Here is a 12,195-nt window from a genome sequence, read left to right as displayed (position 1 = left end):
CCGCTTGCATTCTCGGCTGGACTACCTGACCCCGGCCGAATACGAGGCCGCGTACTACGCTCAACAATCGCCACGCCGACCGGCGCTGGTCTGAATCCGAAGCCGGTCCCAAATCCGTGACGGTTCATAGCGCCTCGGGCTGCGAACGGGCGCTGTCGGTGCTCTGCTTGGCTGTCGATGAGTTCGATCGGCGTCCTGGAGGTCAGGTTTCATGGCGACGCGGGTGTTCGCGTTCGAACGGCATTCGCCAACTGCTCACGAGACACTCCGGTCGTGGATCAGGGAGGCCCCAGTTGCCTGGCAGAAGTCCCCGAAGAACCATGAAACATGGGCAAACGGATCAGCCAACCGCCGAAATCAGGACCGGCCGCCCTCGGAGCAGCCTCAACAGTGGACGGACGGCGCGCGGCGGGTGTTGATCGGTACGTGGTCTGGGACAGGAAGCGTGGCAGAACGGCCGGCACCGCGCTTGCGGGCCGGCCACACGCCTGAGGTGGATATGTCACGTCAGCCGATCCGGTGTTCCGGCACCTGGGTTTCGAGGAAGCTGACGATGAGTTCGTTTGTGGCCTCCGGCTTTTCCGAATGCAGATAGTGGCCGCCCGCCATGGTCGCCAGTTGCCCGACACCGGGCGGCATCGCGGAGATGACCGCTTCGCCCTCAGCCGTCGGATCGACGAAATCCGGGTCCGAGGTGCCCATGATCACCAGCGCCGGGCAGCCGACGTTGGGCAACTGTGCCTGCGCGTCGGCCGGCGTGGACTTGCCGGTCTTCATGAATTCCGCCATCCGACCCGGTTCGCGCAACGTGGCCGCCAATTCCGCCATGTACGTGGCATAGTCGGCGGGCTTGCTCGGATAGGCCACGTCGAGGTAGCGCAGCCACCAGCGCAGGCTGCCCGTCGCAGCCAGCCCGAGCCGCAGCATCCCCTGCCGATACCGGCGCACCCGGAAAAAACCTGGCACATCGAACTTTTGGACCAGTGTGAACGGGTTGATCTCCACGATGCCCGCGACCGACTCCGGTGCGGTGGCAGCGACGATCGTCGCCGCGCCCCCGGAGATCGAGTGTCCGACGACCACGGCCGGACCGCCGAAATGCTTGATCACCTCAACCATATCCCGCGCCACATCGGTCCGGCTGATAGCTGCCCGCCCGGTCTCCGACACCCAGTCCAGGGACGACTCGCCGTGCCCGCGGATATCCATATTGACCACCCGGTAGCCCGCCGCCACCAGCCGGGGCGCCACGTCCCGGTAAGCCTGGCGATGGTCACCGATGCCGTGCGCCAGCAGTACGAGCGGCCCCTCCCCGAGCACGTCGCACGCGATCCGGCCACCGGACAATTCCACAAATTCGGTCACTAGGGCACCGTCTCTCCTCAGGTCCCTGCAGGTCAGGGACGCACCGTGTGATGATCGAGTTGAAGGCAGAACGCCGCCAGGATCGAGGATGATGGCAGACCCGGCCACGCAGGCGGTCGGCCACCGGTTGTCTCGGCTGTTGCGGCGACACATCTGCCTGCCGATGAACCGGCCACGAGAACCCTGGCTTCTGTCACGGCCTTTCGCGCTCGGCATGCTCGCTGCAGCTCGGTACACCATCACCCACAAGCCCCAGGAGGGTGAGCGCGTCACTATCCGGGCTGTCCGGTGCGGCCTGGAACGCGACGAACCGCTGACCGTCCGGCGTGGACAAGATCTCCGAGGTCAACGCGAACCGCCCCAAACCCGCGTGCCGGAATACCCGCCGGGCCCCACGCTTGGTGCGCACATCGTAGTGCGCCCACAACCGCTCGAATTCGGCGCTGGCCGCGCACAATTCGGTGGTCAGCGCGGCCAGCGCCAGCGAGCCGGGGTCGTTGCCCTGCACCGTGCGCAGGTGCGCGACACAGTCCATCGCCATGCCTTCCCAGTCCTCGAAGACGAAACGCGCCTCGGGATGGGTGAACACGTACCTGATCAGATTGCGGTCCGCCGGTTCCCAATCCCCGACACCCGACAGCAGCCGCAGCCCTTCGGGATTGGCCGCGAGTAGATTACTCACCTGATCCAGCACGAACGCCGGCGTCGGCCGCACCGACTCCAGCAGCTGCACCAGCCCCGGCCGCGCCGGCGTTTGCGGCGCCCGCGGCCGCGGCCGCCGTCCGGCCACCCCCCGGGCCAGGTTGTACAGGTGAGCGTGTTCGTCCTCGTCCAATCGCAGCGCCGCTGCCAGCGCGTCGAGGACCGCCATGCTCGGATTGGTGTCGCGGCCCTGCTCCAAGCGGATGTAGTAGTCGACGCTCAGCCCGGCCATGGTCGCTACTTCTTCGCGCCGCAAGCCGGGCGTCTGCCGCCGGCCGGTCTCTACCAGCAGCCCCACCTGCGCGGGCTGGATGCGGTCACGGCGGGCGCGCAGGAAGTCCCCCAGGACACGGCGTTCACTCACTCGTTCAGTCTGCCCGCTCCGGCGCTGATCGGGCTGGCCCTGTCAGGACCAGGCCACACACGGCCTCCCCAGCTACGCGGTGCGGACCGACAGTGAATGGCATGACCGACATTTCGCACACTCTGATCATCGGCGGAAGCTCCGGCATGGGATTCGCGCTCGCAGCCCGTATGCTCGCCGCCGGCCAGCAGGTGACCATCGCGGGCCGCTCGAGTGAACGACTCGATGCCGCCGCGACCGCACTGGGTACGCCGGAGCGGCTGCAGACCCACCTGGTCGACATCGTCGACGAAGACTCTGTCCAGCGCCTGTTCGCCGACCTCGGCCCGCTCGACCACGTCGTTGTCACCGCCGTGGACATGAGCCGCGGCTACGCACCGCTGGCCGATTTCGCCCTCACCGACGCCCGCACCGTCATCGACATCAAGGTGCTCGGACCCTGGCTGGTCGCCAAGCACGCCGGCACGCTGACCGGCTCGCTGACCGTCACCTCCGGCATCGCCGCCTACCGGCCCGGCATCGGCGGCACCATGGTCGCCACGGCCAACGCCGCACTGGAGGGGCTGGTGCGCGCACTGGCGCTCGAATTGGCCCCGCTGCGCGTCAACGCCGTCTCCCCCGGCTGGGTGGATACCGCGGGTATGGGACCAGTTCGCCGCCGACTCCAAAGCAGAACGCCATGCCTCGATGGCCGCGAAACTGCCCGCGGGACGCATCGGCCGTCCTGAGGACATCGCCGCTGCCTTCCATGCGGTGATGACAAACGAATTCATCACCGGCACCGTGATCCATGTCGACGGCGGACATCACCTGGTGTAAACGGGCGGATCCATCGTCAGAGCACCATGACCGGGGTGTCCGTCGAGATCACCGAAGTCCTGTTCGATGTCCCATTCCGGTCGGGCATCGAAGGCTTCGGCGCTCGTAGGGCAGTCAGCGAGACGACGGCGCACCACTGCGCCCGCCATCGACACTGGAATCCCCGACCTCCACCGGATCGTCCGAGACCACGACTGGCGCTCCGCCGCAGGTGCCAGCGAAAACTCCGATGCAACATTGATCCGAAAGGGCGTCTGCTGGAACTGGCCAGAACGACAGAATCCATTGATATTACTCACTCTGAACTGCAGAATTCCGCCGATATTGCGGTTGCTGGGGGTCGCCGGTGTCGTCAGATGGCGATGCGGGATGAAGAGGGGGCGGTGATCATCGGCAAGCCGGACAGCGAGGCGACCTGCCAGCCAGAACGGGACAATAGAGCGGTGCAGATCAGGATGCTTGGACCGCTCGCGGTTCGAATGGGCGACGGCTGTTCCGTGGAGGTGCAGGGTACCCGGTTACGTGGGTTGGTGATTGCGCTCGCGCTGGAGCCGGGTCGTGTGGTTTCGAAAACGAGGTTGGTCGACTGGATTTGGGGCGAGCAGCCGCCATCTGATGCGACGAATGCCTTGCAGGCGTTGATATCCCGGTTGCGCAAGGTGCTGCCGGATGGGGCTGTCGAGGCGCAGCCAGGTGGGTATCGGCTGATCGTGGAACCGAACGCCGTCGATGCCATACGGTTCGAACGGCTTGTCGAACAGGCCCGCGGCCGTGAAGAATCGGAGCAGGCTCAGCTGTTGGGCGAGGCTCTCACCTTGTGGCGCGGTGCCGCTCTGCAGGGCGTCGGTCTGGAAGGAAGTGCGGCGTTCGATGCGGTGGTCGGCCGGCTCGAAGGGTTACGCCTGACCGCGTTGGAGGATCGGTTCGATGCGGAGATCGCACTCGGCCGCGGTGCGGGTCTGGTCACCGAACTCGCCGATGCCGTGGCCGAACATCCATTGCGGGAACGGCTTGTCGCCGCGTTGATGCGTGCCCTCGTCGCAACCGGTCGTGATACCGAGGCGCTGGGGGTGTATGAGCGCACGAGACTTACCCTGGCCGGCGAGCTGGGCGTAGACCCCTCACCGGAGCTGTCCGAACTGCATGTCGCGTTGCTGAGGGGAGAGTTGGGGCGGGAGGAGGAAGGCCGCCGGACCAACTTGCGTGCCGAGCTGACGACCTTCGTCGGCCGGGATTCCGATGTCGCCGAGGTTCGCGAACTCATCGCGAAACATCGGCTTACCACCCTGATCGGGCCGGGCGGATCGGGGAAGACCAGGCTGGCCGGTGAAACCACGCACACACTGCTCGGCGACCTGCCGGAGGGGGCCTGGGTAGTCGAACTCGCGGCCATCGGCTCCGACGGTGATGTGGCGCAAGCGACTCTCGCCGCGCTCGGACTGCGGGAAGGTCTGCTCGGTGGAGCATCGGACGCGGGGCCGACGGATCGAGTGATTGCCGCGATCCGCGAGCGGGCGATGTTGCTGATTCTGGACAACTGTGAGCATGTGATCGAGTCCGCGGCGGCCTTCGCCCATCGAGTGCTTGGAGAGTGCCGGGGACTGCGGATCCTCGCGACGAGCCGGGAACCGCTCGGTATCACCGGTGAGGCACTGTGCCCGGTCGTGCCGTTGGTCGTGCCCGCGGTGGGCGCCGATCCCGGCGAGATCGAGTCCTCTCCGGCCGTGCAGTTGCTGCGGGATCGAGTCGGCGCGGTGCGTAAGGACCTCGCGACCGACGTCCACACGCTATCGACCTTGGCGCGCGTGTGCCGGGCACTGGACGGCATGCCACTGGCAATCGAATTGGCCGCGGCCAGATTGCGCACTATGTCGCTTGATCAGTTCGCCGACCGGCTCGACGATCGGTTCCGCTTGCTGACCGGCGGCAGCCGTACCGCGCTGCCCCGGCATCGGACACTGCGGGCCATGATCGACTGGAGTTGGGAGCTGCTCACCGACTCAGAGCGGATGGTGCTGCGCAGGCTCTCGGTCTTCGCCGGTGGTGCGAGTCTCGAAGCGGCCGAACGGGTTTGCTCGGGCGCGGCGGGCGGTAAAGACACGGCGGTCGAGGGGTGGGAAGTGCTCGAGCTGCTGACTGCGCTGACTGAGAAATCGTTGGTGCTCGCCGATGGTGGGCGAGCGCCACGCTATCGGATGCTCGGCACGATCAAGGAATACGCCGAACAGAGGCTCGCGGAGGCAGAGGAATCGGATGTGGTCCGGCGTGCGCATCTCGCGTACTTCACCGCACTCTGCGCGACTGCCGAACCTCGCTTGCGTGAATCCGAGCAATTGCTGTGGCTCGCCGTACTCGAGGCCGAGCACGACAACATCACTGCCGCTATGCACGGCGCGCTCAAGACCGGGGACGCAGCCGGGGCGATGGGGCTGGCGGCGGTCGCAGGCTGGTACTGGTGGCTGCGAGGGCACAAGGCCACAGGCATCGAATTGATCACCGCAGCAGCCGCTTTGCCCGGCGAGGTGGACGAGGCCACCCGGGCCACGGTGTATTCGCTCGGCATGATGTTCACGACCGCGCGGCGTCGATATTCCCGTCAATATTATCGGGGAAAGCGAACCTTCGATCGAGGTGACCAATACCAGGCTGAAGAGTGGATCCAAAAGACCTACCAGATCACTCAGCACGGCCGGCACCGCTACACGCTGCTGGGATTTGCCGCCCCGATGAAACGAATGTTGGAGACGACACCGGATGACTTTCTCCCGGCGTTCGACCCACTGCTCGTCGACGAAGACCCGTGGGCACGCGCACTGGGTCGGCTGCATATCGCGAAGGTCCAGATCATGCTCGGCCAGGACGGGCAGGACGTGGATGAGAATCTCGAGCTGGCGCTCGCTGAATTTCAGGCGCTCGGTGAGCGGTGGGGGATCTCGTACGTTTTGACCGAGCTGGCGAATCGAATCGCTATGCGCGGCGAGTTCGCCGCCGCGTGCGAGCATTTCGACCAGGCGATCGCGGCGACCGCCGAGATCGGCGCCATCGAAGACGTGGTTCAGGCGCGGGCGCGGCAGGCCCAGCTGTACTGGCTGCTCGATGATGCGCAGGCGAGCACGGCCGCCATGGCCGAGGCACAGCGATTCGCGGAACGGGTGGCCTGGCCGAACGCGCTGGCCGAGTTGGCGTTGGCGAAGGCCGAACTCGCGCGCTGGAACGGCGACACCGAGCAGGCGTACCGCCAACTCGACATCGCGACAACCGTTCTGGACACGGAGTGGGCAAGTATCCGGGCGGTGACACACGACCTGCTCGGCTACCTCGCCGACAACCTCGACAAAGCCCGCGAACATCGCGCCGTAGCCTTCGACGCGGCGTCCGAGGCGGGGCATGCGCCCCTGATCGCGCAGATACTCATCGGGATCGCGGACCTGGCGCTACGCGGTGACCAGCACGAGCAGGCCGCGAGGTTGCTCGCGGCAAGTGCGGGCGTGCGCGGGTTGCCGGATCGATCCCAGCCGGATCTGGCGCGAATCGAGCAGGCCACGCGACGTAGCCTGGGTGAACAACGGTTCGCAGAGGCCACGAGTGAAGGCGCGCAGGCGAACTGGCACGAGCTGGCCGCGGCCACACTCGCTTGCTGACCATGGCACGCGACCGAGGTCGCGGCGTCTGCATCCCGAACCGACGCCGCTCCCCATGTCCATCGCCATATTTCGGCCGTGACCGGTACCCGAGTCCGAATGATCGATGCCGACCGGTCGCGGCCGAGTCTGCTGGTCTCAGTAGGTGATAACGGCGCGGAAGCGTACGGCGCCGCTGGCTACGCGTTCGTAGGCGTCGGTGGCTCGTGCGAGTGGATAGGTTTCGATCATCGGTGTCACCTTGCCGGTGGCGACGAAGTCGAGGGCCTGGGTGAGGTATTCGAAGCCGCTGTGCGTCGCGCCGATGATCTGGTTGCGGTTGACCACGAAATTGATGCCGGTCTCCGGCCCGGGAATGACGAAGTCGGTGTCGTGCGGCAGGCCGATCAGCACCATCCGGCCCTCCGGGCGCAATCCGTGCAGGCTGTCCATGGCCGCGCGGTTGGAGTTGCCGGTCATGAGAATGATGTCGGCGCCACCTATCGCCGCGAGTTCGCGGCCGTCCGAAACCACCTCGTCCGCACCTAGTTTCAGCGCGAGCGCGTGCTTGTCCGGTGAATGCGTGAGGGCGATCGTCTCGAACCCGGCCGCCTTCGCGTACTGCACAGCCATATGCCCGAGCCCGCCGATCCCCACCACGGCGACCCGCTCGTGCGGCCGCGGATTACCCGCGCACAGCGCACTCCAGGTCGTGTAACCCGCACACGCCACGGGCGCGGCCAGCTCGAAAGACAAACCCTCCGGCAACAACACCGTCGCCGCCTCCGGCGCAGCGAGGTACTCGGCATGTCCACCCTGCACACTGAACCCACTGGTCTTGGGTGCGGCACAACTCAACCCGGCCACCCCGCTCACCGGCTTGTTGCGCCGGCAATACTCGCACCGGCCACACGTCTGCAGGATCCAGGTCGTCGCAACCCGGTCACCGACCACCCGCGAGTGCACCCCGTCGCCCACCGCGACGACCTCGCCGACCGTCTCGTGCCCGACCACCCCGGGCACACCCACCGGAATCACCCCGGTGGTAGACCAGATGTCGGTGTAGCAGATACCGCTCGCCCGCACCTGGATCAGCACCTCGCCCGGACCGGGCTCCGGCCTCCGCAATTCCCGCACTTCCCACATCGCATCGACCGCCGGGACGTAGGCGGCCCGCATCGTCGCATTCATTTCCGTCACGATTATGGACGATGTCCGACGGCGCTGATATCGCACTGATACCGAGCTGACATCCGCTTGCGTATGGCATCAGCGCCGGAAGTCACGAACTGCCGCCATCCCCGGCCGCTATCAATTCGGCTACGCGGGAACGGGTATCGAAGACACCCTCAAAGACTCGAATCCACCCGCGCCCGAGGACGAGTCAGCCCCGCCGCCCCACCCGCGCTCACCCAGTTGCCGAATGATGCGAGGGACGCTGGACTCATGAACGCCAGGACCGGCGGCCCATCGGGCCGCCGGTCCTGGCGTGGTCGAAGAAGTAGACGACTACCGGTTGTAGCTGTATTCCGATGCCTTCCAGTCGGATTCGTCGTCGTGCCGGCGGTTCCACTTGGGGGTGGTGCGGCTGGGCCACCAGGCACGCTCACCGAGGATCGCGGTGATGGCCGGGGTGAAGAACATGGCCATGACGAAAGCGGCGATGGCGATGCCCACCGAGATCGCGAAGCCCATCTGGGAGAGGATCGTGTTGCCCGCCAACATCATCGAGGCGAAGCTGCCGGCCAGGATTATGCCCGCTGCGGCGATGGTCGGACCGGTGTGGCGGACGCTCAGGGCGGCGGCCTCGTGCGGAGTGTTGCCTTCGCGGGATTCCTCGCGGAGGCGGGCCACCATGAGGATGTTGTAGTCGGTGCCGAGAGCTACGACGAACATGTACATGACCACCGGCAGGTTGAAGATCAGGCCGGAGTTGTGCTGGAAGTGTTGGAAGACCAGCACCGCCGCGCCGAGGGTGGCGGCGAAGCCGAGACCCACCGAAGCCATCAGGTACCAGGGTGCGACGACACTGCGCAGTAGCAGGGCGAGCACCACGGCGATGAGGATGGCCGCCACCGGGAACACGATCTTGTAGTCGTGGTTCATCGCCGCCTGGAAGTCGACGTACACAGAGGTCATGCCGCCCACGTAGGCGATGCTGCCGACCGGGGCTGCGGCGTGTGCGGTGTCCCGCAGCGGCCCGCGGACGGTCGCCAGCGCGGCGTCGGATTCAGGTTCCGCACTGAGCGCCACCTGGTACTCGGCGACCTCACCACCGTTCGCTACCCGCGGCTCACTGACGGTTCCGATACCTGGGGTACCCGCCAGCGCGATCCGATACGCGCCCAGTTGCGCATCGGTGAGCGGTGCGTCGGAGCGCAGGTAGACCAGGGACGGCTGGGTCGCGCCGGCCGGCATGCCCTTCAGCAGTTCCTTTCCGTAGAACGAGGATTCGGCGGTGTCGGAGGTGGATCCGGAGCTCATGTCGAAGGTCGGGTGGAAGCCGAACGCCGCCACGCCCAGGGCGATCAGCACCGCGCCGGATGCGACGGCGAACACTCCGGGCCGCTTGCCCAGCCCGCGGCCGAGCGCCGCGAACAGCACACCCTTCGGTTCCCGCTGCCAGGCCTTGGACGGCCAGAACACCTTGGCGCCAAGCTTGGACACGATGGCCGGCACCAGGGTCAGCCCCGCCAGCATGGTGACCGCGACGGCGATGGCCAACGCCGGGCCGAGCGCGCGGAACATGCCGAGGGTGGACAGCGTCAGCGCCATGAAGGCGATGATCACCGCGCCCGCGGCGGAGGTGATGGCCTCGCCGACCCGGGTGACCGCGCTGATCATGGCGGTCTTGGAATCTTCACCGGCACGCAGCCGCTCCCGGTAGCGGAACATCAGGAACAGGATGTAGTCGGTACCGACACCGAACAGCACGACAGTCAGCAGCGAGTTGACCGAGCTGTCCACCTTCAGGTCGAAGGTCTTGGCCGCCAAGGCGATCAGCCCGCCGACTGTGCTGGAGATGGCGCCGATGGTGAGGATCGGAAGCAGCGCGATGATCGGGCTACGGAAGATGACCAGCAACAGCACCAGAATCAGCGCGACGGTGGCGATGCCGATGATGGCCATCCCTTTGTTGCCGGATTCGGTCTGGTCGAGGGTCTGCGCGGCGGTGCCGGTGATGCCGGCTTTCAGCCCGGTGCCGTCGACCTTGTGCTTCAACTCGTCTCGCAGTTTCTTCACGGCGTCGGTCTGCGTCTTGTCACTCGGATCCGTGACCTTGACCATCTGCACCGCTATGACCTGGATCAACCGATTCTGCGACGGCGACGTAGCCTGAATCCCGGTGACGCCCTTGATACCGATCCCGGACAGGTCGTTCGTGATATCGGCGATCGCGGTGGAGTCCTTCGCTGTGAGCGCGGATCCGTCGCCGCGTTCCACCACGATCAGCGCTGCCGGCGTGGTGTCGTCTGGAAACGCCTGCCGCTGTAGTTCCATCGCCTCGATGGATTCGTAGTGCGAAGGGAGGAAGGCGGATTGGTCGGTGGTCGGAGAGAGTTTCGGTGCCAGTCCCACCACTGTGACGGCGGCGAGCACCCAGAGGACGATCACCTTCCACGGATGGTTGACGGCAATGCGCCCCATTAGAGCGAACATTGGGGTTTCCTTTCCTAATCGCCGGCCACGGTCGCCGTGGCAGCCCGGGCGCTGGATTCGTTACGGGAACCACTGTCGTCAACCCGGCTGATATCGACCTGACATACGCCTGACACGTCCCCTACACCTGATCGCGTTCCCGGCCGCACACGCGGTGATGCTGGACGCGGGCGCCGCGGAGACAAGTGCGTCGGCTACCCGGTTCACTCCCGCGCACAGCGGACCCGACCGGAATGAGCTGTGGTTCATCGAGAACCAGGACCCGGAAGTCGCCGAGCCGCTCGTGGCGCGTGTGCGGCAGCGTGAGCTGGTACGCCACGCCGAGGGTCAGCTAGCACCGCGCCAGCAGCGCTGGGCGCAACTAGTCGTCGCGCAACTCGACCGGACAACGCCGCCGGCCACGATGCGAGCTTGTCCTCATCGCTGCGCGAGGATTCCCGGAGCTCGAACGCTTGCCGCACTTGCGCCCCGTGATACAGCAACGCCCACTGACAGCCCGCCCCGAATCCGCTTCGACCACAGTGTCCCCCACGAAAACCGCTGACCAGAACCATTCCTACCCTCATCGAGCCCCGCCAGGGCGCTGTCGACGGCACGTGAATACAGGATTCAGCCGCCGTCGACAGGCACTACCAGGATAGGAACAGCTATTCATTCCGAGTGCGGCCGCCCTGGCTGCTCGATCTGATACACACCCACGATGACCAGGCTTTCCCAGTTGCCCATGTTTTACGTGTCCTGCCGGGGGCACATCAGCGCAGGTTAGACCACCCCAGAAATGCCGAAGGTCCGGCCATATCGGACCGGACCCCAACAAACTCCCAACTAATTCATTCCGCGCCGACTGCCTTGTCGAGCGCGCTCGCGGCTGCGGAACAGCAGCCCGGCGGTAGCTCCCAATGCCGATGCGGCAGCGCCGATTCCGATACCGCCGAGCCATCGGGCCGTGCGGTCGGTGCTGTCGCGGCCTGTGGGTTCGGCCTTGTCGCTGTGCTTGGGTGCCAGCGTCAATGTGGGGACGGGGAGTTCGGGTTCGGAGCCGTTCTTGTTCGGCGGCTGGGACCATGTGACGACTTCGCCGTCGCTGTAGGTCTGCGTCGCCGGGAAGGTGACGGTGTCCTGGTCCGGCAGGTTGTCGGCGAGCACCTGGAACTGGCCGAACTGGCCCGGGAAGATTCCCACTCCGGGGTCGGCGGTCCACGTCACGGCCGTGACATTGCCGTTCTTGTCCGTGCTCGTGGTGGCTTTCCAGCCGGGGATCGGTTGGTAGTCGACCGCGGTGAGTGCCGGGAACTGGACGGTGAGTGCGACGGTGGGGCTGTTGGTGGCCGACTCGTTGGGGACCCGGAAGGTCAGGACCGCGTTCCCGCCCCGGGTCGCGTCGGGGGCCGACACCTCGACGTGGGCTGCGGCGGTACCGGCGGTGGCCGCGGCCACGGCGGCAGCGGCGAGGGTGATCGTCAGGAGGCGGCGGATCGGGGGCATGGCAGCGGTTCCTCTGCGGGGAGTGCGGCCTGGCGCGCGTAGGCACCCGGCTGCTAGGCAGTGTTTCGAAGTGGTGAGGGCGGGCCGTTCGGCCCGCCCTCACTCGTGTCGCAGCCATTGATTGATCGCAGCGACATGGACCGTCGCCACATAACGAACGGCGAGCTTGTCGTAGCGAGT

The 12,195-nt window shown here is 66.3% G+C and carries 8 protein-coding genes; 3 read left to right on the top strand and 5 right to left on the bottom strand.

What is annotated here, in order from left to right; translation table 11 throughout:
* Positions 1-507: 507 nt before the first annotated feature.
* Entirely contained in the window at positions 508-1,581 is a 1,074-nt protein-coding gene (locus EBN03_RS33280) for an alpha/beta fold hydrolase (protein WP_233608811.1), read from the bottom strand.
* A complete protein-coding gene (locus EBN03_RS33275) occupies positions 1,559-2,431 on the bottom strand; it encodes a helix-turn-helix domain-containing protein (RefSeq protein ID WP_122192143.1) in 873 nt (290 codons plus the stop codon). Before EBN03_RS33275 ends, EBN03_RS33280 begins: the two co-directional genes overlap by 23 nt.
* Before the next feature lie 101 nt (positions 2,432-2,532).
* On the opposite strand from EBN03_RS33275, the gene EBN03_RS33270 reads away from it, so the two are divergent.
* The 3 genes from EBN03_RS33270 to EBN03_RS33265 all read left to right on the top strand — a co-directional run bounded on the left by EBN03_RS33270 (position 2,533) and on the right by EBN03_RS33265 (position 6,891).
* Positions 2,533-3,159, top strand: coding sequence for an SDR family oxidoreductase (locus EBN03_RS33270; RefSeq protein WP_199743084.1), 627 nt, complete (start codon positions 2,533-2,535; stop codon positions 3,157-3,159).
* The gene (locus EBN03_RS35965) at positions 3,119-3,250 is read left to right on the top strand and encodes an SDR family oxidoreductase (RefSeq protein ID WP_199743083.1); all 132 of its coding nucleotides are present in this window, start codon (positions 3,119-3,121) and stop codon (positions 3,248-3,250) included. The genes EBN03_RS33270 and EBN03_RS35965 overlap by 41 nt, the downstream gene beginning before the upstream one ends.
* A 356-nt stretch (positions 3,251-3,606) precedes the next feature.
* The gene (locus tag EBN03_RS33265; protein ID WP_233608810.1) at positions 3,607-6,891 is read left to right on the top strand and encodes a BTAD domain-containing putative transcriptional regulator; all 3,285 of its coding nucleotides are present in this window, start codon (positions 3,607-3,609) and stop codon (positions 6,889-6,891) included.
* A 138-nt stretch (positions 6,892-7,029) separates the two neighbouring features.
* On the opposite strand, the gene EBN03_RS33260 is transcribed toward EBN03_RS33265, so the two are convergent.
* From EBN03_RS33260 to EBN03_RS33245, 3 genes are all read right to left on the bottom strand, one after another.
* Positions 7,030-8,061, bottom strand: coding sequence for an alcohol dehydrogenase catalytic domain-containing protein (locus EBN03_RS33260; protein WP_233608812.1), 1,032 nt, complete (start codon positions 8,059-8,061; stop codon positions 7,030-7,032).
* A gap of 318 nt (positions 8,062-8,379) precedes the next feature.
* Complete coding sequence (locus EBN03_RS33255; RefSeq protein WP_122192142.1) at positions 8,380-10,530, bottom strand: MMPL family transporter; 2,151 nt, start codon at positions 10,528-10,530, stop codon at positions 8,380-8,382.
* 825 nt (positions 10,531-11,355) lie between these two features.
* Positions 11,356-12,015, bottom strand: a complete 660-nt coding sequence (locus EBN03_RS33245; RefSeq protein ID WP_122192140.1) for a YcnI family copper-binding membrane protein — start codon at positions 12,013-12,015, stop codon at positions 11,356-11,358.
* Between the last annotated feature and the right edge of the window lie 180 nt (positions 12,016-12,195).

Source organism: Nocardia stercoris, assembly GCF_003696265.1.
GTDB lineage: Bacteria > Actinomycetota > Actinomycetes > Mycobacteriales > Mycobacteriaceae > Nocardia > Nocardia stercoris.
Note: the sequence above shows the minus strand (reverse complement) of the source record. Positions and strands in the feature narration are given on the sequence as shown.

Excerpts from the sequence above, each read along its gene's own strand:
- EBN03_RS33255 (WP_122192142.1), bottom strand. The coding sequence starts at position 10,530 with ATGTTCGCTCTAATGGGGCGCATTGCCGTCAACCATCCGTGGAAGGTG.
- EBN03_RS33265 (WP_233608810.1), top strand. The coding sequence starts at position 3,607 with ATGGCGATGCGGGATGAAGAGGGGGCGGTGATCATCGGCAAGCCGGAC.
- EBN03_RS33245 (WP_122192140.1), bottom strand. The coding sequence starts at position 12,015 with ATGCCCCCGATCCGCCGCCTCCTGACGATCACCCTCGCCGCTGCCGCC.
- EBN03_RS33270 (WP_199743084.1), top strand. The coding sequence starts at position 2,533 with ATGACCGACATTTCGCACACTCTGATCATCGGCGGAAGCTCCGGCATG.
- EBN03_RS33280 (WP_233608811.1), bottom strand. The coding sequence starts at position 1,581 with ATGCCGAGCGCGAAAGGCCGTGACAGAAGCCAGGGTTCTCGTGGCCGG.
- EBN03_RS33260 (WP_233608812.1), bottom strand. The coding sequence starts at position 8,061 with ATGAATGCGACGATGCGGGCCGCCTACGTCCCGGCGGTCGATGCGATG.
- EBN03_RS35965 (WP_199743083.1), top strand. The coding sequence starts at position 3,119 with ATGGCCGCGAAACTGCCCGCGGGACGCATCGGCCGTCCTGAGGACATC.